27 protein-coding genes and 1 pseudogene are annotated in these 22758 nt (G+C 57.7%); 10 read left to right on the top strand and 18 right to left on the bottom strand.

Going from position 1 to position 22758, the window contains the following annotated elements; translation table 11 throughout:
* Window positions 1-4: 4 nt before the first annotated feature.
* The 3 genes from B5E43_RS13205 to B5E43_RS13195 form a co-directional block, all read right to left on the bottom strand.
* Window positions 5-673 carry an ABC transporter ATP-binding protein gene (locus B5E43_RS13205; protein ID WP_087397454.1) on the bottom strand — a complete coding sequence of 223 codons (669 nt, stop codon included), beginning with the start codon at window positions 671-673 and terminating at the stop codon, window positions 5-7.
* 110 nt (window positions 674-783) lie between these two features.
* Window positions 784-1683 (bottom strand): HAMP domain-containing sensor histidine kinase, encoded by a 900-nt coding sequence (locus tag B5E43_RS13200; RefSeq protein ID WP_087397452.1) that lies wholly within the window; start codon window positions 1681-1683, stop codon window positions 784-786.
* Between the two features lie 65 nt (window positions 1684-1748).
* On the bottom strand, window positions 1749-2432 hold the full coding sequence (locus B5E43_RS13195; protein WP_087397451.1) for a response regulator transcription factor: 684 nt from the start codon (window positions 2430-2432) through the stop codon (window positions 1749-1751).
* Between the two features lie 159 nt (window positions 2433-2591).
* Between B5E43_RS13195 and B5E43_RS13190 the strand changes: the two genes are divergently transcribed.
* Window positions 2592-3233 carry a CatA-like O-acetyltransferase, family 2 gene (locus tag B5E43_RS13190; RefSeq protein ID WP_343214319.1) on the top strand — a complete coding sequence of 214 codons (642 nt, stop codon included), beginning with the start codon at window positions 2592-2594 and terminating at the stop codon, window positions 3231-3233.
* A 60-nt stretch (window positions 3234-3293) separates the two neighbouring features.
* A complete protein-coding gene (locus tag B5E43_RS13185; protein WP_087397448.1) occupies window positions 3294-4052 on the top strand; it encodes a MerR family transcriptional regulator in 759 nt (252 codons plus the stop codon).
* A gap of 39 nt (window positions 4053-4091) precedes the next feature.
* Here the strand turns inward: B5E43_RS13185 and B5E43_RS13180 are convergent, their stop codons facing one another.
* Genes B5E43_RS13180 through B5E43_RS13170 form a run of 3 tightly spaced genes read right to left on the bottom strand, consistent with a single transcriptional unit; the run spans window position 4092 to window position 6481 of the window.
* Window positions 4092-4820, bottom strand: a complete 729-nt coding sequence (locus B5E43_RS13180) for an ABC transporter permease (RefSeq protein ID WP_087397446.1) — start codon at window positions 4818-4820, stop codon at window positions 4092-4094.
* Between the two features lie 3 nt (window positions 4821-4823).
* On the bottom strand, window positions 4824-5573 hold the full coding sequence (locus B5E43_RS13175) for an ABC transporter permease (RefSeq protein ID WP_087397444.1): 750 nt from the start codon (window positions 5571-5573) through the stop codon (window positions 4824-4826).
* On the bottom strand, window positions 5570-6481 hold the full coding sequence (locus tag B5E43_RS13170; RefSeq protein WP_087397442.1) for an ATP-binding cassette domain-containing protein: 912 nt from the start codon (window positions 6479-6481) through the stop codon (window positions 5570-5572). The genes B5E43_RS13175 and B5E43_RS13170 overlap by 4 nt, the downstream gene beginning before the upstream one ends.
* Window positions 6482-6631: 150 nt before the next feature.
* Here B5E43_RS13170 and B5E43_RS13165 point away from each other — a divergent pair, with 150 nt between their 5' ends.
* A complete protein-coding gene (locus tag B5E43_RS13165) occupies window positions 6632-7321 on the top strand; it encodes a response regulator transcription factor (RefSeq protein WP_087397441.1) in 690 nt (229 codons plus the stop codon).
* Window positions 7318-8523: a HAMP domain-containing sensor histidine kinase gene (locus B5E43_RS13160; RefSeq protein WP_087397439.1), complete on the top strand. Its 1206-nt coding sequence runs from the start codon at window positions 7318-7320 to the stop codon at window positions 8521-8523. Before B5E43_RS13165 ends, B5E43_RS13160 begins: the two co-directional genes overlap by 4 nt.
* 63 nt (window positions 8524-8586) lie before the next feature.
* Here B5E43_RS13160 and B5E43_RS13155 read toward each other — a convergent pair whose 3' ends face one another.
* Window positions 8587-10707, bottom strand: coding sequence for an ABC transporter permease (locus B5E43_RS13155; RefSeq protein ID WP_087397438.1), 2121 nt, complete (start codon window positions 10705-10707; stop codon window positions 8587-8589).
* Window positions 10708-10714: 7 nt separating this feature from the next.
* Window positions 10715-11542: an ABC transporter ATP-binding protein gene (locus B5E43_RS13150; protein WP_143383014.1), complete on the bottom strand. Its 828-nt coding sequence runs from the start codon at window positions 11540-11542 to the stop codon at window positions 10715-10717.
* 153 nt (window positions 11543-11695) lie between these two features.
* Here B5E43_RS13150 and B5E43_RS13145 point away from each other — a divergent pair, with 153 nt between their 5' ends.
* The gene (locus B5E43_RS13145; protein WP_087397435.1) at window positions 11696-12409 is read left to right on the top strand and encodes a LytTR family DNA-binding domain-containing protein; all 714 of its coding nucleotides are present in this window, start codon (window positions 11696-11698) and stop codon (window positions 12407-12409) included.
* Window positions 12410-12421: 12 nt separating this feature from the next.
* Entirely contained in the window at window positions 12422-13681 is a 1260-nt protein-coding gene (locus B5E43_RS13140) for a GHKL domain-containing protein (RefSeq protein ID WP_242964836.1), read from the top strand.
* Between the two features lie 299 nt (window positions 13682-13980).
* Here the strand turns inward: B5E43_RS13140 and B5E43_RS13135 are convergent, their stop codons facing one another.
* Window positions 13981-14496, bottom strand: a complete 516-nt coding sequence (locus tag B5E43_RS13135; RefSeq protein ID WP_242964834.1) for an alpha/beta hydrolase — start codon at window positions 14494-14496, stop codon at window positions 13981-13983.
* 143 nt (window positions 14497-14639) lie between these two features.
* Between B5E43_RS13135 and B5E43_RS13130 the strand changes: the two genes are divergently transcribed.
* Window positions 14640-15005: a hypothetical protein gene (locus B5E43_RS13130; RefSeq protein ID WP_087397432.1), complete on the top strand. Its 366-nt coding sequence runs from the start codon at window positions 14640-14642 to the stop codon at window positions 15003-15005.
* 98 nt (window positions 15006-15103) lie between these two features.
* Here the strand turns inward: B5E43_RS13130 and B5E43_RS13125 are convergent.
* From B5E43_RS13125 to B5E43_RS13085, 9 genes and pseudogenes are all read right to left on the bottom strand, one after another.
* Window positions 15104-15516, bottom strand: a pseudogene (locus B5E43_RS13125) (DUF3788 domain-containing protein).
* A gap of 18 nt (window positions 15517-15534) precedes the next feature.
* Complete coding sequence (locus B5E43_RS13120; RefSeq protein WP_087397431.1) at window positions 15535-16392, bottom strand: AraC family transcriptional regulator; 858 nt, start codon at window positions 16390-16392, stop codon at window positions 15535-15537.
* Window positions 16393-16519: 127 nt separating this feature from the next.
* Window positions 16520-17029 (bottom strand): helix-turn-helix transcriptional regulator, encoded by a 510-nt coding sequence (locus tag B5E43_RS13115; RefSeq protein WP_087397429.1) that lies wholly within the window; start codon window positions 17027-17029, stop codon window positions 16520-16522.
* Between the two features lie 73 nt (window positions 17030-17102).
* On the bottom strand, window positions 17103-17498 hold the full coding sequence (locus tag B5E43_RS13110; protein ID WP_087397427.1) for an SRPBCC family protein: 396 nt from the start codon (window positions 17496-17498) through the stop codon (window positions 17103-17105).
* Window positions 17499-17511: 13 nt separating this feature from the next.
* A complete protein-coding gene (locus B5E43_RS13105) occupies window positions 17512-17940 on the bottom strand; it encodes a nuclear transport factor 2 family protein (protein WP_087397425.1) in 429 nt (142 codons plus the stop codon).
* 9 nt (window positions 17941-17949) lie between these two features.
* Window positions 17950-18435 (bottom strand): GNAT family N-acetyltransferase, encoded by a 486-nt coding sequence (locus tag B5E43_RS13100; RefSeq protein WP_087397424.1) that lies wholly within the window; start codon window positions 18433-18435, stop codon window positions 17950-17952.
* An 8-nt stretch (window positions 18436-18443) separates the two neighbouring features.
* Window positions 18444-19079 (bottom strand): GyrI-like domain-containing protein, encoded by a 636-nt coding sequence (locus B5E43_RS13095; protein ID WP_087397422.1) that lies wholly within the window; start codon window positions 19077-19079, stop codon window positions 18444-18446.
* Between the two features lie 2 nt (window positions 19080-19081).
* Window positions 19082-19402 carry a TfoX/Sxy family protein gene (locus B5E43_RS13090; RefSeq protein WP_087397420.1) on the bottom strand — a complete coding sequence of 107 codons (321 nt, stop codon included), beginning with the start codon at window positions 19400-19402 and terminating at the stop codon, window positions 19082-19084.
* A gap of 1 nt (window position 19403) precedes the next feature.
* The gene (locus tag B5E43_RS13085) at window positions 19404-20312 is read right to left on the bottom strand and encodes a YafY family protein (protein ID WP_087397419.1); all 909 of its coding nucleotides are present in this window, start codon (window positions 20310-20312) and stop codon (window positions 19404-19406) included.
* Window positions 20313-20526: 214 nt separating this feature from the next.
* Here B5E43_RS13085 and B5E43_RS13080 point away from each other — a divergent pair, with 214 nt between their 5' ends.
* From B5E43_RS13080 to B5E43_RS13070, 3 genes are read left to right on the top strand one after another with little or no spacing between them, the layout of a single operon-like run.
* Window positions 20527-21285, top strand: coding sequence for an alpha/beta hydrolase (locus B5E43_RS13080; RefSeq protein WP_087397417.1), 759 nt, complete (start codon window positions 20527-20529; stop codon window positions 21283-21285).
* A complete protein-coding gene (locus tag B5E43_RS13075) occupies window positions 21282-22031 on the top strand; it encodes a GNAT family N-acetyltransferase (RefSeq protein WP_087397415.1) in 750 nt (249 codons plus the stop codon). The genes B5E43_RS13080 and B5E43_RS13075 overlap by 4 nt, the downstream gene beginning before the upstream one ends.
* A 9-nt stretch (window positions 22032-22040) precedes the next feature.
* Complete coding sequence (locus tag B5E43_RS13070; RefSeq protein WP_087397414.1) at window positions 22041-22484, top strand: GNAT family N-acetyltransferase; 444 nt, start codon at window positions 22041-22043, stop codon at window positions 22482-22484.
* The last annotated feature ends 274 nt before the right edge of the window (window positions 22485-22758 follow it).

The raw sequence follows: 22758 nt of genomic DNA, 5'->3' as shown, positions 1-22758 counted from the left end.
CCCCTTACCGTGTCACGATCCGCCCGTCCTCAATGCGGACGATGCGGTCGGCCATCTGGGCGATCTCCTCGTTATGGGTGATCATCACCATGGTCTGGGCGAACTTCTGCCCTGTCACCTTCATGAGGCCCAGCACATCCTGGCTTGTTTTGCTGTCCAGGTTGCCGGTAGGCTCGTCGGCCAGCAGGATGGCGGGCTTGGTGGCCAGGGCCCGGGCGATGGCCACCCGCTGCTGCTGGCCGCCGGAGAGCTGGTTGGGGAGATTGGTGAGCTTCTTCTCCAGCCCCAGGGTGGCGATGACCTCTTCCACATAGGCCCGATCCACCTTGGCCCCATCCAACTGAATGGGCAGGACGATGTTCTCCCACACGCTGAGCACCGGCACCAGATTGTAGGACTGAAACACGAAGCCGATCTTCCTCCGGCGGAAGATGGTCAGGGCCTCGTCCTTCAGGCCGAAGATGTCCTTGCCGTCCACGGTGACGGTACCGGAGGTGGGCCGGTCCAGGCCCCCCAGCATGTGAAGCAGAGTGGACTTGCCGGAGCCGGAGGTGCCCACAATGGCCACAAACTCTCCTTGTTCGATACTCAGGTCTACGCCGTCCAGAGCCTTTACCTGAGTGTCCCCGGCGCCGTAGTATTTTTTCAGATCACAGGTCTCTAAAATTGTCATGACTGTTCTCCTCCAAAGAAAAAGTCTGTACCGTCTTTTGACAATACAGACTTTAGCATGGAAATCTGTCCTGGTCCTTTCGAGAATGTGACAGTTTTGAAAGAAGTCCGCTACGGACGGGGGAGAAAGAGGGAAAACACGCTTCCCTTCCCGGGGACGCTCTCCACCTTCACATAGCCGCCCTGCTTCTCCGCAATTTGCCGGGTGAGATAGAGGCCGATGCCCACGCCCTCCGTCTGATAAGCGCCGGGCGCACGGTAAAACCGTCCGAAAATTTTGGCCTGTTCCCCCTCGGAGATGCCCGGGCCGGTATCGCTCACCCAGATGGCGGAGAAGAGCTCATAGTTTTTCACCTCCACCGTTACGGTGCCGCCGGAGGGGGTGTACTTCACGGCGTTGTCCAGCAGGTTGCACACCGCCTCCTCCGTCCACTTGGGATCAAAGACGGCGGAGCCCTCTGTCTGTCGAGCGGTCAGGGTGATGCCCTTTTCCGCCGCTTTGGGTGCATATTGGGCGACAGAGCGCTCCACCACCGGGGCAATTTCACCGCTCTGGGGGTGGAGGGCCAGGATCCCCGTCTCCAGCCGGGAGGTCTTGACCAGGGCCTCAATGAGGGTCTGGAGCTTGTCCGCCTGGGCGGAGAGGGCGGCCACGCAGTCCTTCCCCTGAGGGGGGAGGGGCTGCTCCGAGAGCAGCTGGGCATAGAGCTGGAGGTTGGCCACCGGAGTCTTGGTCTGGTGGGAGATGTCGGAGATCAGGGCGCTGATCTGATCCTTCTGCTCACGCACATTCCGCTCGGACAAGGCGCTGGCCGCCAGATACCGGGCCAACCGGCTCTCCAGAGCGGAGAGGCGGCTCTCATCAAAGGTTTGTTCGGAAAAGGTGCCGTCCGTGGCTGCGGTGAGCATGTCATCCAGCCGCCGGATGGTGCGGGCGGTTTTCCACCAGAAAAACAGGACCACTGCCAATACCAAAAGAATGAAAATACCCGCTATAATGTACCAAATCATAGCTTCACCGTCCGAGTGTAGCCGATGCCGTACAATTACAGTCGCACATTTCGTTATATATTCCGTCATAGTTTCACCGCCCAGGTGTAGCCGATGCCGTACACCGTTTTCAGGTATTCAGGCTTGGCCGGGTCGGCTTCCAGCTTGCCCCGCAGCCGTTTGATCGTGACGGACAGGGCGTTTTCCTCCACGAATTCCGCGCCGTCCGTCCATACCCGGTCCACCAGGGTGGCCCGGGGCACGGTGTGTCCCCGATTTTCCACCAGCACCCGCAGGAGCTTCTGCTCCGTTTTGCTCAGCTCCACGGCAGCCCCATCCCGGCGGAAGTCCATCCGGTCAAAATCGAAGATGAAGGGGCCTATGGACATAGTTTGAGAAATCGTGGGAGCACTCCGCCGGAGCTGGGCGTTCACTCTGGCCCGGAGTACAGCCAGGGAGAAGGGCTTGGTGATATAGTCGTCCGCCCCGGCCTCCAGCCCGGTGACCTCGTCCAACTCCAGGTCGTTTGCGGTGAGCAGAATCACCGACGTGGAGTCCCCATTCATACGCAACTGCCGCAGCAGGTCCAGACCGCTGCCGTCGGGGAGATTGATGTCCAGGATCAGCAGGTCGAACCGCTCCTCCGCCAGAGCTCCCCAGGCCTGAGCCAGGGTGGAACGGCACATGACGGACGCCTCCGGCCCCGTCAGGGCCATGACGATGCCCCGCCCCAGGGTCTCGTCATCCTCTAAAAGAAAAATGTGTTTCATGTCTGATCCTCTTTGCTTGCTGCCTTTGCATAGAGTGCAAGTGGTTTGTGATATTTCATTATAGCATAAAGTCCTGGGTTTGGAATACTGCAATCCATTGCCGCCCATAAGACACTATGCTATGATAAGGGATACTTACCACAGCCAACCAAACCGGACATCATAAACAGAATTGAGAACGACATAAAAGAAGTAGATCCACAAAGCACCTCCCGGGCGCTGGCCTTTGAACTGTGGATGAAGGCGCCCATGCCCATGGTGACCTTGATGAAGGCCCTGGATGTTACGGCGCTGGTGCGTCTGAGCCGGAAACGGAATTATAAATTCAATATGCTCCTGTGCTGGTGCATCGGAAAGGCGGCGGCGGAGATGAAGGACTTCTACCTGCTGCCGGTGGGTGTCAAGCTCATGCAGTACGACCGTCTGGCCGTCAATACGGTGGTGGCCACCCGGGACGGCGGCATCGCCACCTGCGACATTCCCGTCTCCTCCGATTTGGAGCAATTCAATCAAGACTACTTAAAGCTCACCGGGCAGGTCAGGGAGAGCGGGGAAAGCTATGAGTTGGGTGAGGAGTACATGGTCATTGGCACCTCCGCCCTGGCGGGGTACGAGATCGACGGCGCGGTGAACATCTACGCCGGGTGCTACAACAATCCATTCCTCATCTGGGGCAGGTACCGGAAAAAGTGGCTGCGGGCCACCCTGCCGGTATCCTTTCAGTTCCACCACACCCAGCTGGACGGCATCCCGGCGGCGGAATTTTTAGAGCGGCTGCAGCGGGAAATCCAAAAACTTTGAAAATTTCTCTTGACTTTGACGCTCCGTCAACTGCTACCCTGTTCCCAAGGAGGGATGCTTATGGAGTATTCCATTCAGGAGTTGTCGCGCCTATCCGGGGTGACCACCCGTACCCTGCGCTGGTACGACCAGATCGGCCTGCTGAAGCCCAGCCGGGTGGCGGAGAGCGGCTACCGCTACTACGGCGGGGCGGAGGTGGACCGGCTGCAGGACATTCTCTATTACCGGGCTCTCGGGGTGGAGCTGGCCCAGATCAAGGAATGTCTGGACGATCCCTCCTTTGACCGTCTGGCTGCCCTGCGAAACCACCTGGCCGCATTGGAGGCAAAACGGGAGCGGCTGGAACAGCTCATCCGGTCGGTGAAAGACACAATCGGAGCGGAAGAAAGGAACGAGATCATGAGCGATGAGCAGAAATTTGAGGCATTCAAGCAGCGCACAGTGACCCACAACGAGGAAGTTTACGGAGCGGAGATCCGGGCCAAGTACGGCGACCAAGAGGTGGATGAGGCCAACGCTACGGTGATGAACCTGACCCAGACGCAGTACCAGGAGTGGACAGATCTGGGTCGGAAGATCCAGGAGCGGCTGGAGGCCGCCGTCCGGGCGGGGCTGTCCCCGGAGAGTGAGGAGGGCAAGGAGATCACCGCCCTCCACCGCCGGTGGCTCACCATCACCGGAAATCAGTACGACCCGGCCAGACACCGGGGAATTGCGGAGCTCTATGTGATGGACGAGCGGTTCACCGCCTACTACGACAAGCAAGTGCCCGGCTGCGCCCGCTTCCTGCGGGATGCAGTCGTCCACTGGGTAAAATGAAACACAGGAGAGGCCCCCGGCTTTCGCCGGGGGCCTCTCTTACTCAGCCGCTATGTCCCGTTTTTTGAGATACCGAATGGAGAGCAGTGTAAATAGAACAAGATAAGCCAGAACAGAGAGCGCAAAGGGCAGCGGATTCAGTTCCATCTTAGGGTTGTTGGCCCGCATCCCGATGCACAGGAGGGAATAGGGGAAGGCGTAACCAAACCCCTGGGCCGTGGCCATCAGCCCCACAATACCCCCTATCAGGCCAAAGGCCACCGGCGGGGAAAAGGCTCGGATAATCAGGCTGAAATAGAGCTGCACCGCGCACACCGACACGCCGCCGACGGCCCCGCACGCCAGCCATCCGAAAAATTCCGGCGGGATGGGGCCGGTGAGGCCCACAAGTTTCCCGCTGAGGACGAACAGTACCCCGATCCACACCTGGGAGAGCAGGGACATGGCCGCGGTCCAAATCAGTTTGGCCAGGTACAGATCCCCCACCGACACCGGTGCGGTGAGAAAACTGTTCCAGTTGTGGTCCGTGTGCTCCAACCGCCACTGCCAGGCGCAGAACACCCCCAGCAATGCCGGAAGAAAGAACATAGAGGAGAATAGCGTGTGCTGGCTCCACAGGCTATACCACTCGCTCTGCAACAGTCCCAAATTCCCCAGATAGTTCATAGTGCCCAGGATGGCGGGAAAGACGGGCAGCACCACAAAGGCCAGCCACACTGGCGCCCGGCGGAACTTAATCAGTTCCGCCTTCAGACAACGCAGCAGCATCCCTCACACCTCCTTTCGCACGAACAGCGCCCGGCCCACCAGTAGGAACAGCGCCGCCCACAGGCACAGTAGCACCAGATCGGTGGACGCCGGCCACTTCCAGTAGAACCAGGTAAATCGGGTGTCCGGGTCCCAGTTCATCCCCACCAAGCTCAGCAGGCCGTAGTAGCCCCAGGGAACGCACCGGGTCAGGGCCGGTGGGAATAGCAGGGACAAGATCCCGAGGAAACTGCCGGAGATCCCACATACCAGGGCCGCCGCCTGGTTTTGAAAGCGCAGGGACAATCCCTGCTGCATGGCGTAGACCATCATGGACACCGCCCAGGAGATCAGGGTAAAAAGCCCGAACCGCTCCCAGGGGACCTCCCCCGGGAACTGCCACAGGATGCCCACTCCCATGAAGAGCGCCCACCGGACGATGAGAAGGACAGCCAGCACCAGAGCGCCCCAGGTCAGTTTGGCACCGTAAAGCCGCCCTGGTGTCGCCATGGTCTCCAGCAGTTTGAGCGTCGTTCCTTTATGCTCCAACTCGCAGTTACGGCTGGCAATGGTAGCCACGCTGATGGGCAGGATGATGGCGTCCACCATAGCCAGGTCGTAGAGCATCAGCATCCAGCCCTGGATCAGATCCTCGGCGTCCTGGCGGAGAAAGGAGGAGACGATCCACAGCAACTCCGCCGCCAATACAGCGGCGCACACCAGCAGGATCTTCCGCCGGCGGCACTTGAAAAACTCCAGTTTCAACAGTTTCACAGGCTCGCCGCCTTTCCCGTCAGTTCCAGGAAAATGTCCTCCAGGCTCCTCTGCCGCTCCTCCAGGCGGATGACGCCCAAGCGGCGCTCTGCCAGCAGCCGGGTGAGCTGAGCGGCCAGTTCGTCGGTGAGGATAGGGAGAATCAGGTATCCTTCTTCCTCCCGGCAGGACACGGACTTTTCCTGGAGAATGGCCCGTGCCACGGGGTTGTTGATGGTCCGCAGGGCCAGATGGTGGCGGCTGCGGCCATGAAGGGCCTCCAGAGTGTCCTGAAACACCAATTCCCCCTCCCGGATGATGGCCACATGGTCGGCCATCTGGTCGATCTCGCTCAAAAGGTGGCTGGACACCACCACCGTCATGCCGAACCGGCCCGGCAGTTCACAGATCAGTTCCCGCATCTCCTGGATGCCCGCCGGGTCCAGGCCGTTGGTAGGCTCGTCCAGAATGAGCAGTTTGGGATAGCCTAACAGAGCTGCCGCCAGGCCCAGCCGCTGCTTCATGCCCAGGGAGTAGTGGGCCACCTTCTTGCCCCGCTGGCCGTCCAGCCGGACGATCTGCAGCACTTCCCGGATGTTTTTCTCCGGCACCCCCCGGAGGGTCTGGACGATCCGCAGATTTTCCTCCCCGGTGAGATGGCCGTAGTAACTGGGACTTTCGATGAGGCTTCCCACCTGCCGGAGAATCGAGAGACGGTTGGCGCCGTCCATCTTCTTTCCCAGCACCTTGATGTTTCCCGCCGTGGGGCGAACCAACCCCAAAATCATTTTCAGAGTGGTGGACTTTCCAGCCCCGTTGGGACCGAGGAACCCATAGATACTGCCCTCTGGCACATCCAAGTCCAAATGGGCCACCCGCAGGGTGTTCCCGTACTGCTTGCATAGGTCGTGTGTCTCAATGATATTCATGGCAAGGCCTCCTTACGCTCCAAAGGATAGCGCCCTTGCCTTACACCCCGATGAAGCCCACCTTACGTTTACCTTACTTCTCCACGGAAGGCTGGACGGCTGGACATCATTTGCTATAATGGGGACGAGAACGAAAAAGGAGGCCTTTGGATGGCCTATCGCATTTTGATCGTAGATGACGAAAGTGCTCTACAAAACATGGTAAAAGAGATATTAACCCAGTCGGGCTATGAAACTGTGTCTGCCCTCACCTGCGCCCAGGCGCTGGACCGGTTCCATGATGCCTCTCCCGACGGCGTGCTACTGGATGTGAACCTGCCCGACGGCGACGGCTTTACCCTCTTTGGGAAACTCCGGGAGGTCCGGGATGTGCCGGTGCTGTTCCTCTCCGCCCGGGATGAGGACGCCGACCGGCTCCAAGGGCTTGGCCTGGGGGCGGATGACTATATCACCAAGCCTTTCCTGCCCCAAGAACTGTTGCTGCGCCTGAATGCGGTGCTCCGGCGGGTGTACCGCGAAATACCGGACACTTGCCGTCTGGGGGATGTAGAGGTAGACTGGGGGAAAAGTTCTATTCGTCGGAATGGAGAGGAAATTGCTCTTACTGCCAAAGAATTCTCACTGCTGAAGAAACTGTGGGAGGCCCGAGGCAACATCGTCACCATTGACGCCCTGTGCGCCGCCCTGTGGGACGGCCCCCTGGTAGGCTATGAGAACACCCTTATGGTCCACATCCGTCGTCTCCGAGAGAAGATCGAGGCGAACCCCTCCCACCCGAACCATCTGCTGACGGTGCGGGGCCTGGGCTACCGCCTGAACCGGGAGGGAACGAAGAAATGAGCCTGAGGAGCATTTTTAAGGGGGCCATGCTGGTGACTGCCGCCGCCGCCCTGGTTTCCTTCATCACCTTGGCGGGAATCCTGGCCTTCATTTTTTATCATTCCGACGGCGGACGGAGTTGGGACATACCGGTGTCAAGGATATCTTCCACCCTGACCTGGGATGGAACGGAATATGAATTTTCCGGAGACGAGCTTCTGGGGGGCGACCGCTGGGCAATCCTGATTGGCGAGGACGGACGGGTGATCTGGTCCCTCCGCAAACCCGCCGATGTACCGGAGCGGTATTCTCTGACGGACGTAGCCTCGTTCACCCGGTGGTATCTCAACGACTATCCGGTGCAGTGTCGCATCCGGGACGACGGCCTGCTGGTGGTGGGTGCTCCCAAGGGGAGCATGTGGAAGCACGACATCTCAACAGAGTCCCAACTGCTGCACGATGCACCCCTGTGGTGCGGTGGCATTTTCCTGCTGGCCTTGGGGTGCGTGCTGCTCCTGGCCTATTTTGTGGTGCGCCGGTGGTTCCGGCAGGCGCAGAAAGCGCGGGATGCCGCCCGATCAAACTGGATCAACGGCGTCTCCCATGACATCCGCACGCCCCTGTCGGTGGTCATGGGCTACGCCGCCCAACTGGAAGCGGCGGATCTGAACCCGGCCCAGAAGAATCAGGCCTCCGCCATCCGGGTCCAGAGCCAGGTGATCCGGGATCTGGTAAACGATTTGAATTTGACCATGCGCCTGGACTGCGAGATGCAGGCCCTGCGGAAGGAACCTATCCAGCCAGCGGCGTTCCTCCGACAGGTCGCCGCCGACTTTCTCAACGGTGGGCTGGCAGAGGGATTTGAACTGGAAATGGATCTGCCGGAGACAGCCCTGCCGCCAATCGAAGCCGATCCCTTCCTGCTGCGGCGGGCCATCAACAATCTGCTCACCAACTGCGTGCGGCACAATGCCCCCGGCGGTGCCATCCGGCTTGGAGCTCGGTGTACGGGAACGAACCTTGTCCTGTTCGTGAAGGGTGGTACAGCGGCGGGGTGTGGGCCGGTAAATGCTGACCGCCAACTGGATCCGGATGGCGGAGCCGCCCACGGCACCGGCCTGCGGCTGGTGGCCCAGATTGCCGCGGCCCACGGGGGGACGGTGCGGTTTGAGCAGGGGGCTGACAAGAACCTCTGTGTCAGCATGATTCTCCCCATTTACTGAAAGAAGGCGGACGGCCGCATACAGGCCGTCCGCCTATATTTTTGTGTGCGGGGTCCCGACGCATCAAATCCCCAGACTGTGACAGACGCATTTCCGGGTAAACTGATATACGCGGTAGAGTACCAGGGAGAGCAGGACAATCACCGCGGCGCAGGTGCCCATACCGGCTATTTCACCGGGGGTAAACCGGTTGTCGTTGAAGTACATGATCATGACATAGAACGCGGAAATGATTGCAGTTCCAACGATAGCCGGTACCAGGAATACCTTGGACACCTGCCCTTTCACAGATCGGAACAGGTAGGCGTTGGGAGCGCCCAGATGCCGTAGGTCATCATAGACATGTCGGTTGGTGAGGGCAATGGTCATGCACCGGGTGAAGGCGATGACGATGACCGCCGCGAAGCAGATCAGGGCGATAAAGATGAACAGCATCAGGAACACCGCCATGGTGGTGACAAAGTCGTTCTGATCCAACACCCGGAACTGGGGCATGTAGAGCCAGTAGTTGCGAAACTCCGTGCTGTCCCTGTCCTCCCGCTCCATGGTCGGGAAGCCGAGGGCGGTCAGGTTCTCCCGGTCAAAGTCATAGGCCTCGCCGGCTTCCTCCGCCAGCGTCTTGGCCACCAGGTCGTAGGCGTCCAGCTGCATTACCTCGTCCCCGGAACGGTCCACGATCTCGTTGAACAGGGCCTTGGCAAAGGGATAACTGGCGTTCACATCCGCCACATTGAAGAACACCCAGGTCTCCCGCCAGAGGGCGGTCAGGCCATCGGTGATGGCGGCGTAGTCATCATCATCCAACACATAGGAGCCCAGCAGCATGGTGTAGCACAGAGGCTCGGCCGGAGTGACAGCCAGTCTTTCTCTGGTAACCATGTTGGTAACCACGGTCACATCACCGCCGGAGAGATAGTCGCTTCCGCCCTCATCGTCCAGTACATTGGCGCAGGTGCCGGGAGCCAGATCAATATTTTGTCCGGTAAGGGCGTTCCAGGCGGACTCGGAGAAAAAGGTGGCGCCGGACGCCACCTCCTGATACTTTACATTGTAGGTGGTGCCGAGAGCCCCGTTGTCCTGTTCGACCTGGACATAGCCGTCCCCAGCCAAAGTGGCGGCCCCCACCTCCTGCCAGGAGGTGATATCTATATTGTACTCCTCTGCCAGGGCCTCCACCTCGGCCTGGTTCGGCAGCCCCTGGTCATTCCGCCAGTGGTATTCAAAATCCACCGGGCGGCTGGCAAAACTGTACGCGGAGTTGGTGGAGAGCATGGGGGCGTAAAAAGCGGCGAAATAGGCTCCAGTAATCAGCAACGTCATGACCAGCATATTCCGCACGGTCTGACGGCCCTGGAATTTCATCATCGATGTGGCGATAATATCCCGGTACTTGTGGCGCTTCCGCCAGCCGTTGACCACCGTGTGGAGCAGCATCATATACATGCCGACAAGCGCCGGCAGGTAAAAGACGGCGTCCACCACAGAGGGCGGATACCAGCGGAGTACCTGAATGAAGAAAGAGGGCATCAGATACCCTGCCAGGGCGCCAACGGCCACCAGAATGATGCCCACGGGACCGCACCACCTCTTGACTTCCTGGATGGGTTCGGAGGTGTGAGACTCCTGGACGATGTCGATGATGTTGGTGCGGCGAATAGCCCGGCCTCCCAATAAAAACAGCATCACCACCACATAGGCGGCAAAGGCAAAGGACAGGAGATAGGCCTCTGGGTCAAAGGCGAGGGCCATCTCCTGGGAATCCACCAGGAAAAGGCGGAACAGCTGCCAGATCCCCCAGGCCAGAGGACCGCCTAATATGGCCCCGGCAGCGCAGGAGCACAGGGAGATTAGGGCTAATTCCTTACCCAATTCCGTTTGCAGTTGGCGGCGGGTGGCTCCCAGGGCCAGAAATACCCCGGTCTCTCGGGATTTCTGCCGGAAGAACAGCCCAGCGGCATAGGTGGTGAACACGGCGCAGCCGATGACGGCCAGGACGAACACCATCATTACCTGTTTGCGGGAATCGCCGCCCTCCGGCAAAACAGAGAGGATTGTGGGGGCTCGCATCATGCAGGCGTAGGCGGTGATCAGCAGAACGGAGAAAAAACTGCATCCCGCCAGGAGGACATACTGCCCCTTATTCTTTCGCCGCAGGGCAGCATAAACTTGAGAAAAGGTGGTCATGGCTGCCTCACTCCTTCCCCATATCCCGGATAGCGTCCAGCAACCGGTCCTGAAAGGTACTGCGCTCCACACTGCCCCGCTCCAGGGTCTGCCATACCACCCCGTCCCGGAGGATGACCACCCGGTCACAGAAGGAGGCAGCGAAGGAATCGTGGGTCACCATAAAAATGGTGGCCTCCAGAGCGTCCCGGGCCTGTTCAAAGGAGCGGATCACCGCCCGGCTGGACTTGGAGTCCAGGTTGCCGGTGGGCTCGTCGGCCAAAATCAGCAGCGGACGGTTGATGAGGGCCCGGGCCACGGCCGTGCGCTGCTTTTCGCCGCCGGAGATCTCCGCCGGGTACTTATTCCGGATATGGCCGATACCGAATACATCGCACAGTTGATCAGCTCGCTCCTCGGTCTGGGAGTTGACGCTGCCGCCGATGATGGCGGGCAGGAGAATGTTCTCCCGAACGGAGAGACCATCCAGCAGCAGGAAGTCCTGAAACACAAAACCCAGCTGCCGGTTGCGGACCTGGGCCAGGGCGTTCTCCTCCAGGTGCGCCAGTTCTGTGTCACCCAAGGTGATGGTACCGCTGTCGGCGGGGATGTAGCAGGAGATGCAGTTTAAGAGGGTGGTCTTGCCGGAACCGGAAGGACCCATGACGGCCACGAATTCTCCCTTCTCCACTTGAAGGGATACGCCCTTCAGAACCTCATAGGTGGCCCTCCCCACCTGGTAAGATTTGTGCAGATCGTTGACAGTTAGCATGATAAACTCCTTTCGCGCCGTAGGCTTCAAGGCAAAACGATATTTGCTTGAATTCAGTATGGCGGGAAGGGGAGCGTATCGCAAACGGCCATGTCACTTGCGGCGGTTTTGCTGTTAAATTTTACGGCAACAAGAGATGGGATGTCATTTTTGAACCTTTTCCTGTCAAGTTTGGTTTGGCAGAATACCGGCCCTGTGATAGAATGAGGCCAGCAATTTGAAAACCGAGGTGATGGAATGCTGCGAATCGGAATCTGCGATGACTTGGCGGACGCGCGCCTTGTGCTCCGGTCTTTGCTGGAACGCATTTTAGAGGCTCGAAAGGTGCAGGGACAGTTTTTTGAATTTTCTTCCGGGGAAACCCTGCTTCGCTGGTATGATCATCACATCGGTGAGTTGGATCTCATTTTCTTAGATATGGAGCTTCATGAGCTGGACGGCATGGAGACTGCCCGGCGGCTCCGGGCGGCAGATGCCAGTCTCCAGATGGTATTTGTCACCGGATATGCCGACCATGTCTTTGACGGCTACAGTGTGGGGGCCTTGGGGTATTTGATGAAGCCTCCCAAGCAGGAGCAGTTGGAAGCGGTGTTGGATCGGGCACAGGGGGCGCTGGTTCGGGAGTTGGATCGGGCTTACATCTGCCGAAACGGAGATACCTATTATCGTGTTCCCATTTCCAACATTCTCTACTTTGCGTCGGACCGGCGTCAGGTTCAGTGCGTCACAGAGGGGCGGACCTACACCTTTTATGGTAAATTGGACGCAGTGGCAGAGGAAATCGGGGCCGCGTTTGTACGTGTGCATCAGCGATATCTGGTTCGCGCCGGGGCTGTGGACCGAATGGAGAGCGGAGAGGTCATCCTGCGGAATGGGGAGCGGCTGCCTGTCAGCCGCTCCTGTCAGCGATCCGCCCTGCTGGCCTTGGCGCAAGCGGAACTGGAGGGGTGATCGTTGGGAACAGTGCTTTGGAATATCTGGTTCTATGGGCTCTGGTGGATTGACATTCTGGCCAACGGCTTCTTCCTGTACCATCTGTGCCGGCCTTTCGTTACGTTTCGGAGTGGCCGCCTGTGGAAGGCCGTATTCCTGCTGACTCTTGCCATCAGCAGCGGTATGGTAATCTGGATCGGAGATCCCAACCTTCTCTACACGCTGCCGATCTACTTTCTGTTGTTCTTTCTCTGCACAAGGGGAGACTGGGTGGGACGGCTGACGGTCTGCGTCGTTTTCTTCTGCCTGGAGATGTCCGTCTGCGCCCTGCTGGACACCTATATACAAGCCGTGGATACCGGCCGCCTTTACGACTTGCTGGTAAGGCTTCTGCGGACAGCAGTCTTCGGCGCTCTTTGGCTGCTTTTGCGCCGGCGGTTCCCGGCGGAGCAGGTCCACCTCACCCGGCGGCTGTGGCAGGTGGTGCTGGGGCTGGCGGTTATGCCCCTGTGCGCCCTCATCGCCGTGGTGCTGCTGACCTTTCAAAAATATGAGTCCGCCGCCGTCAACGCACTGGCACTGAACCAGGGTCTGGTGGTACTGCCCTTCGTACTGGTGACCTCCCTTGTGCTGTTGGTTGCCATTCTGATTCTGGCAGATCATGAGCGGTTGGAGCGAGCCAGTCAACTGGCAGGGCTGCGAGAGGTCTACTACCAGGGCCTGCAGCAGCAGGAGCGCCAGGTGCGGCAGCTCCGTCATGACATGAGAAACCACCTGACGGTCGTTCAGGGCCTCTTGGAGAGAGGAGATACACAAGGAGCCGTTGGCTACCTGGAGCAAATGGCTGGTTCCCAGGCCCTGCAGGGAGTCAGACGATTTTGTGAAAATGAGTCTGCCAATGTGGTACTCTCCGCCAAGGCTGAGGCCATGGAACAAGCGGGGATCACGGCAGACTTTGCTGTGTCTCTCCCTAAAGATCTGCCGGTAGCAGATACCGATTTGGCTGCCCTGTTGGGAAATGCCTTGGATAATGCCATCGAGGGCGTACAAAATGCAGCGGTAAAGAAGATTACCCTCCAATGTAGGGTGGATAAGGGCCTGCTCATGCTGCGCCTGGAGAACCCTGTGGGTGGAGAAGTTAACCCCGACCTGTCCACCACCAAGGCGGACAAATTCTCCCATGGATTTGGTATTCCCGGTATGCGGGAGATCGCGGAGCGGTATCATGGAACTTTGGACGCGGATGTGAAGGACGGCTGCTTCATCCTCTTCATCTGCTTGATGATTTAGCGGCAATGTGATGTCTGGCACTCAGTAAATTGTAAAGGGGCGTACCGCAAGGATTGCGGTACGCCCTCTTTGGTAATGCTTGTTATGTGGAGATTTCTTGCCTGTGCTCTTCATAAAAGGATACACTTTCCCTGATACTGAATGTACGGCATAGACTATGATCTCCTTTGTTCACAATTCGGCCGTCAGTTATAGTGCCCATAGAACTCATTTAACTGCCGGGCTAATACCTTTGGCGCTTCCTCATTTACCACATGACCAATTCCTTCCAGAACCTGCAGGTTCGCCCCCTGGATGTGTTAGGTCAGAAAGTGGGCTGATTTCAGGTTCGCACTGTCTTTCTCACCACAGAGGATCAGGGTGGGACATTGGATCTCACCTAATCTACCACTGAAATCCAGATCCTTCATCGTGTTTCCAAGCGCAAAGGTGTCCTTCTTATCAAAAGCCATGGATGTAAACATTGACTTTGGAAGGAACCGGAATACAACATTCTGCAACGCAAAGGCTGCCTTGGGAACCTTGTGGGGCGTACCGATCAACACCAATGTCTCAACCTGTTCTGGGTGTTCCAGTGCATGGTCCAGGGCCAAAATCCCCCCCAAGGAGAGGCCACACAGATGAATCGACTCACCGGCATGGGTGCAGTATTCCGCAAAGGCGGTACGAAGATTGGAATAGCTGGCCTCTCGTCCATTCAATAGATTGGCAAGTTCCGGACACAAAATATCCTCCCGGTGATTCAGATACGAGATTGTCTCTTTCCAACTGGCAGCTTTGTAACCGGAGCCGTGAATCAGGATCCTCTTCTGCATGGTAGTCTCCTTCTATGACAACGATAAAGTTTCAGCAATTTGTTTTCCGTTTTATAGTACCATACAGCACAATAGAAGTCCACATCCGCTCTGCTACCACTTCTTCATAAAGAGGATGCATATAAATCAAGGAGGAAAATGTCGTGATCTACACAGAAACTGAAAAGAAGGAACTTGACAAAGTCAGCAAGGTATTTGCGGAACATCTTCGACAGTGCCCGGACTATGAGTTGTTATGGTCAGATAAAGTCGGCTATGTTTGGCTGGCCATTGGGCTGGATCCCCTCTATGTGGATACCGGCCGGCGGATCGAGTCGGCGGAAGATCTCTGTCGGGAGTGTCTGGAGAGTATAGGAACCGATGTCCTATACTTTACCGACAATGACCACGGACTGGGAAATGCCGACCCTCTGGAACGGGCGGAGATCCGCCGTCGCTGGAAACCCTTCGTTGACCAACTGCCGCAGTTTTCTTACCTCTGCAAAGAGATTCTTCCGTCAGAAGACTGACAGAAAAAGTGGCGGCGCCCGCTTTTTGCGGGACGCCGTTATCTACTGGGTAAAATAAGAATGGAGCAGGCCCTCGACAAAAAGCCGAGGGCCTGCCATTATTTCCGGTTCGGTTTCCGTTTGATAGTCAACAGACGAATGAAGTCCTCAAACAATGAGGTGTCCACTGGTTCAAACATCGGCCATTTTCCATCGTGGTAAGTTGGCGTTTCATCATAAATGTTTTGAACTTCCGGAGCGTAATGCTCTTTGTCGTTCTCAAATTTCAAGCGCTCATCCTTGCCCAAGATTACCATAAACCCGATGCAGTTTTCTCTGGCATAGAGCGCGCACAGGGTTTTGCCACCCCGGCGAAATTTGTACTCATAGGTCCATGCCTTCCCGCCGCTGCCCCACAGGCGCTCCATGTCATATTCTCGTCAATCAGGGCGCATAACTGCGTCCAGATCTCATATAAGGGTTTCCCCACTAATATTGTCATCTGCTCCGCGCTTGGTACGATCTCAGGCATGACAGCCGCCTCCTCGATTTACTTCTTCTCCACCGGGATCCAGATCTCACAGTAGTAGTCCTGGTCCTGGGTCCCATTCTCAAACTTGCTGGCGTCGCTGTACAGCTCCACATTGATGCCCGCGGCGATCTTATAGTCGGGGTTCGTGGGCAGCCACTGGGAGAAGATCTGCTGGTTCAGACCCTGGAGAGCTTGGGGCATCCGGCCGGTGCAGGGGAATACGGCCCAAGTATGAGCCGGGATGGTGCGGGTGGTGAAGCCTTCTGGGATCTCCTTGGCGGGATCGTAGTTATCGGCGATGAGATATTCAAACTCATTTCCGCCCATGCTTTCGTCCAGATTGATGCCGTACATGCCGCACACCACCTTCCCACCACCTGTACCGAAGTGCTCTGCCCAGAACTGGGGAACCTGGGCCACGGCATCCTCATACTTGAAGGTCTTTGCCCGGCAGAGCACCGTAAACGCTTCTTTTTTCATAATCTTACATTCCATGTTTTGACCACCTTCCAATGTCACTTTGATCCGTAGCGGAGCAAAGGAACGAACCGCGCCTCCGCTTTTTCGCAGTGCGGCAGGTGTGAGGCCGTGGAATCGGGTAAAGGCTTTGGTGAAGCTGTCCGGCGAGTCATAGCCGAACTCCAGTGCGATGTCGATGATTTTCCGGTCCGTCGTGAGGACCTCCAGCCCGGCGGCGGAGAGCCGGCGCTGGCGGATGTAGTCGCCCACCGTCATGCCGCACAGCATGGCAAAGCCCTTCTGAAAGTAAAAGGGGGATAAAGCCGCCTGCTGCGCAATTTCCCGGATGGTCAGCTCCTCCCGGAGATGTTCCTCGATATACTGGATCGCCTGATGAATGCTTGTCACCCAATCCATTGGCCACACCGTCCTTCTGGATTCAGCATATCGGAAAGGAACGGATTTTGCCCGATTTTCCGTGCTCATATTTGTCCGGTGGTACTGTGATCTCACTGTTCAGTGGCACACGCTCCCAAAACACGTCCTATACTCTTTTCCGCGTCAGAAAAACGCCGACCGCCGCCACAATCAGGGCAAAGGGGGCCAGACGGACAAAGCCCCATTCAAAGGCGTGGATGGCCACCCCCATGACGGCGGTCTCCGGGGCGCTGTAATCCCAGCCCAGGTAGGGACTATTCACCGCTGCCAGGATTCCGACCACGGCCAGGATACCCACGCACACTGCAATGAACAGCCAGTGGAGGACCGAGCGCCGCATGGCCTTCCTGCGCGCAAACTGCAGATTGATGATCTCCAGCTTTTCCGAGAGGGCTTTGACCTCGTCCGCCTCCGACTCTGTCACCGTCGCGCCCAGCAGGGTGCTGACGGGTGTTTCCAAAGCCTCCGACAGGGCGATGAGCAGGTCAGAGTCCGGGACGGACAGACCCTGCTCCCATTTTGAGACGGTCTGCCGCACTACATTTACCTTGACCGCCAGCTCCTGCTGGGAAAGGCCCTTGGATTTCCGAATGGCGTTGATGTTTTCATTGAGCATATGGGCTCACTCCTTTCGCTCCTCATTGTAGAGAAAGCGGCCCGTTGCCGCAAGCAACGCAAAGTAACAAGCCTTATTTTTGCAGTTCTCTCCGCAAATCGTCCAGATACAGCCTCTGCTGCCGCTTCAGATAGCCGGGAACAAAGGGGCGCATCCACCAGTGCTTGGCGTTGACGGTCTCAGTGCAGTGGAGCCGGGTACCGTTCTCCGCCGCCTCGAAGCTCCCCTCCCAGGAGCCGGACATGTTGCCGTTCTCCATGGTAAAGGCCCAGCGGCGGAGGGGCTCGTAGGCCGTAACAGTGAAGTTCGTGGCATAGCCGCTCTTGGTGTGCTCCACAAAGTGGGTTTCGTCCAGAACTTCCACCCGCTTGAGGTCGCTGCGCCAGGCGGTATTTGTGAGGTCGGTCACGGTCTGCCATACCTGCTCCACCGGGTAGGGAAAATACTCTGTCACCCTGGAAGTTGCCATACCAATGCTCCCTTCAAAACCACAACGCCTGCTCCTTCCGGAATACCGGGGTGTCCCCCTGGGCGTAGGGGTCATAGCGATTTTCGTTGCAGCCGAATTCCTGTAAAAAGCAGATCTGGCCCGCCTCGTTCCAGCGGATGAGGGAGAGGCCGTCAAAACTCTGGATGGTGCCGTCCGTCATGACACACCGGAAAGCCCACTCCACTACGGTCTGATCCCCCTTGCGGAAATACTGCCGGATGTCCCAGCGCTCTACGGTGCCCCGGGTGTTCCACTCGTCAAACCACAGTTTGATCTTTCCGTTGCCGTGGTACTCCGGCCCCCAACTCTCGATGTAGACGGCATCCGGGGCGAAGAGCTCCTCGATGCCCGTGTCCTGCTTGTCCAGCCACATGGAAAACCACTGCCGGATCTTATTTTCACGCTGTCTCTCTGTTCCCATATTCTCCTGTTACCCCCCTGGGGTGTTGTCCCAAAGCATTAAATATTCTGTGCCTGTCTCTGCCAGGATGCGGAATCCCGTCCGCTGGTAGAGGCGCAGGGCCGGGTTTTCCTTCTGGACGGAGAGGGATACCTGCCGATACCCATTCTCCCGGAGCAGACGCAAGAGAGCGGTCAGCAGTTGTGTCCCGATTCCTCGCCCGCGATACTCCGGCAGTAACGAGATGGCCAGAGAGGGGGTGCCGTTGTCGATGTGTCCGTAATCCTCCATGATGCGGCACCACGCCGCACCTACCACTTTTCCCTCCACCTCGGCTGCCAGGCAGTGGTCGCCAGGCCGTGTGCCGAAGTCCGCAATATAGATCTGTAACTCCGGCAGATCCACTACCGACCGGGGCGGCGGCTCCACGCCCTCCGGGAGATAGATGGCCTGATAGAGAAATTCCCGCAGAAGGTCATATTCTTCCGGGCGTATTTCGCGAATGATCGTGTTCATCTCTTTCCTCACTCTGCCCGCTTAATAGGCTGCCGAATGACGGTTTTCAGTTTTTCCGGCTTGCACCGCCGTACATCGCTCAAATAGATCTCATGGTGGAACCGGCCCTGGCTGAAATCCAACGCATAGCCTTGTTCCTCGGCGTATTCCTCCATGGCGGCTACGGTGGCGGGCTCGTCGTCGTAGGGGCCCAGGTGCATACACTGGACGCACAGGTCCTCCTCCCAGGAGAAGAACTCCACCTTGGAGAAGTCCCGCTGCTTTTTCTCCGTGGACTCCCTGATAGCCCAATTAAAAGCCTCGCTCGTCACAAACTCCGGCAGGCGGATCAGGGAGACCCACCGGAAATCCGCCTTGCGGGAGTTGTCCACGCCCTGAGTATCCTCCTGCCACCAAAGCCCCTCCAGGGGCGGTACCACATAGTCAAAGTAGCCTTCCAGCTTGTGCTTGCCCATCTTGCTCATTTTGATGGTATAGGCCACAGCGTAAAGCAGCTCCAGGGCCTGCTTGTAAGTGCCGCCCTCCTCATTGGGGTCGCCTTGGCCACGCACCGCCAGAAAGTTCATGGCGGGTACCGTGACGATGCCAGGTGTCCTGGGCGGCAGGTAGAACTCCTTGTACTCCTTCTTGTAGTCAAAGGCCATGGTCATTTCCTCCGTTTTTTCGGTTGATCCTGAAGGGCCAGACAGGTGAGCCGGGTGAGGGCGGTCATGGTGTCCCGGTCGTCCACATCCTCCACCCAGATGTAATCCCTGGCGCCCTCATAGGGCGGAGCCTTGGGCAGATGGGGAAAGGCCTCCTCCCCCGCCGGGGTGATTTTAACAAAAAGCTGGTCGTCACAGATAACGGCGAAGAACACACCGTCGCAGAAGAGCCCGTACTCGCCGAACATTCTCCGGCTGCGGATAGCCCCGGTCTCCCGCAGCTGCTCGGCCACATAGTCCACAAAGTCCTGGTGAGAGGCCATATCAATTCCTCCTGTAACGGTCGGCCAGTGTTTCGGTCAGTTTCCGCAGCTGCTCCCGCAGCTCCTCCGGTTTCAGCAGCTCCGCATTATCCCCGAAGGTGAGCACCCAGCTGAGCACGCTGTCAGCGTCGGGAAAGCCGCCGGTGAAGCGCAGCCGTCCGTCCGGCTCCACGGTGAACCGGTCCGCCCCGTACTCCTCCACCAGCCGCCAGCGGCAGGTGGGATCAAAGAGGACGGTGACCTGATACTTGGCCGGAAAGATGCGCTCTGGTTCCAAATCAGGCAGGGGAGTAGACCGTGGTTCAAAGGGTTCACCGGCGGCCAGGTCCGTCATGCGGTTCAATTTGAACAGGCGGAAATCCTCCCGCATCCGGCACCAGCCCCACACATACCAGGTGGACCAGTGGAACACCAGGTAGCAGGGCTCCACGGTGCGTACCGACTCCCCCTTGGGGGAGAAGTAGGTAAAGCGGATGGCGCGGTGCTGCTCAATGGCCTCTTGGATAAGCTCAACTTTGGGCGGCAGGCTGGTCTTATACCAGGAGGAGAGGTCGATGAGCATATGGGCGCCGCCGGGTAACAGCCCGCCTGTCCCGGCGGACAGTTTTTCCATCAGCTGGGCGTAGCGCCGGGTGCCGCTGACGCTGTCCAGGCTTCTGAGGCCTGCCAGGATGGCCTGCATCTCCGGGGCGGTAAGTACCGTCCGGTCCACCCGGTAGCCCTCCATGATAGAGATGCCTCCTCCCGCGCCCTGAGCGGTGGCAATGGGGATACCCGCTCGACACAGGGACTCGATGTCTCGCTGGATGGTCCGCCGGGATACTTCGAACTGTTCCGCCAGTTCCGGGGCAGTGACCTTTTCTCGCTGAAGCAAAATGGACAGGATGCCGATGAGCCGCTCCATCTTCATAGGGTACACCGCCTTTCGCATTTCTGTCTGCATTATAGCATAGGAACAGGACAACTGTCTGTCATGTTTCTATTCCCGTTGCGCTTTTTCTGATTATTTGGTACCATGAAAGCTGGAAAGAAGGGAAGTGAGAGCATGAGAAATCCGTTCTGAATTGCAGGGGAATGGAGCCCTGCCACAAAACAAGTGTGAAATTGAGTTTGGAGGGCTTATCATGTCTTACTTTGCTTATCAAGGAATGCGGGTCTACTATCAGGAATATGGCGAAGGAACACCCTGGATCTTTCTTCATGGAAACACCGCCTCTTCCCGTATGTTTGAACCGCTTCTGCCTCTGTATCAATCTCACGGCAAGATCGTCTTAATAGATTTTTTGGGGAATGGGCAGTCAGAACGCCTGCCTGCGTTTCCTTCTGACATATGGGCCGACCAAGGAAGACAGGTGGTGGAGTTGTGCCGCCGCTTGGGATACGCCAAGGCCAATCTGGTGGGGACCAGCGGTGGGGCTTATGCCGCCATCCACGCTGGATTTCAGGCGCCGGAGCTGTTCGGTAAAATTGTGGCTGACAGCTTTGACGGCAGCACACTTCCAAACAAATTTGCCCGATCCATGACAGAAGAACGCCGCAGAGCCAAAGCGGATCCATCTGCCCGGGAGTTTTATCGATGGTGCCAGGGTGAGGACTGGGAACGGGTTGTGGATCAGGACACGGAAGCGCTGGTCCATTTGGCGCGCCGGCCAGGGCCGCTGTTCCCTCGGCTTATAGGTGAGATCCAATGCCCGCTGCTGGTCACGGTAAGCCGGGAGGACGAGATGCTCTCCGGCCACTGTATTGAGGAGAGTAAAAACTGGACAGCAGCCGCTCCACAGATCACCTGCCGTATTTTTGAGACAGGCGGTCATCCGTTGATCTATTCCCAGGCGGAAAAACTGGCCGCGCTGATTTGTGATTTTTTTGAGGAGGCCCCATGAGCGAACGATTTCTCAATCTGACGGAAGAAAATCTGGACCGGGAGCATCTGTGCTGCATCATCCGCAGCAAGAAGCCCCACCCCGGCGTAGAGGCCAAGCGGGCCTGGCTCCGAGAGCGGCTCCGGGAGGGACATGTGTTCCGCAAACTGGACGCCAAGGGCGTGGTGTTCATCGAGTACGCTCCGCTGGAGACTGCCTGGGTGCCAGTGGAGGGGGATAACTACCTCTATATCCACTGCCTGTGGGTCAACGGGGAGTTCAAGGGCAAGGGCTACGGCAGGCAGCTGATGGAGTACTGCCTGGCCGATGCCAGGGCCAAGGGAAAGTCCGGCGTGTGTATGCTGGGGGCGGAAAAGCAAAAGGCCTGGCTCTCAGACCAGGCCTTTGCGGAAAAGTATGGGTTTGAGACGGTGGATACCACCCCGGACGGCTACCGGCTACTGGCTCTCTCCTTTGACGGGACGAAGCCCCGCTTCGGGGAAAACACCAAACGGCAGACGATTGAATCTCAGGAACTGACCGTCTATTACAGTTCCCAGTGTCCCTACATCCACCAAAGTGTGGAACTGGTTCGCAAAACCTGCCAGGAGCTGGAGGTGCCCTATACGCTCATTCCGGTGGACACTCTGGAGAAGGCCAAGGCCTTGCCCTGCGTGTTCAACAACTGGGCGGTATTCTATCAGGGAAAGTTTGTGACGGTAAATCTACTGGACGCCGCCGCGCTGAAGCGGCTTCTGAAAAAATAAGGTATGCCTATGGAAATCAGAAAAGTGGAGACGGACAAAAAGAGATATCTCGACTTACTGCTGCTGGCCGACGAGCAGGAGGACATGGTGGACCGCTATCTGGAGCGTGGGACCATGTATGTGCTGGTGGATGACGGCGTCAAGGCGGAATGCGTAGTAACCGACGAAGGAAACGGCATCCTGGAGTTGAAGAACATCGCCGTGGAGCCTGATTTCCATGGCAGGGGCTACGGAAAGGCCCTGGTAGAGTTTCTCATTCGGACATACGCGGGCCAGTATGTAACTATGCAAGTGGGCACCGGGGACAGCCCCTCCACCATCCCGTTTTATGAATCCTGTGGCTTTCGCAGACATCATCTGGTCAAGAATTTTTTCACCGATCACTACGACCACCCCATCTACGAGGGCGGGGTGCAGCTGGTGGACATGGTATATCTGCAAAGGAGACTGTAAACATAGAGAGTGGGTGCTGCGAACGAATTGAGCAGTTGTTACTGACATGACGGATGCGGTGATGTCAGCGCTCCGCCCCATCAATGGCAGGCCGGCGGACGGACATTGACAGGCTGCGGCACATGGTATAGTATTTATGGTAAGAAAGACCTGCTAAACCTGCCAAGAGCTGTCAAGGCCTAAAAACACAAAAATAAAAAAGATAGTTCCTCGAAAATGGGCATAGCAAAACAGACCGTCGTATCTTGGCGGCCGTGGAGATGAAATGAAAATC

Source organism: Flavonifractor sp. An100, assembly GCF_002161175.1.
Lineage (GTDB): Bacteria > Bacillota > Clostridia > Oscillospirales > Oscillospiraceae > Lawsonibacter.
Note: the sequence above shows the minus strand (reverse complement) of the source record. Positions and strands in the feature narration are given on the sequence as shown.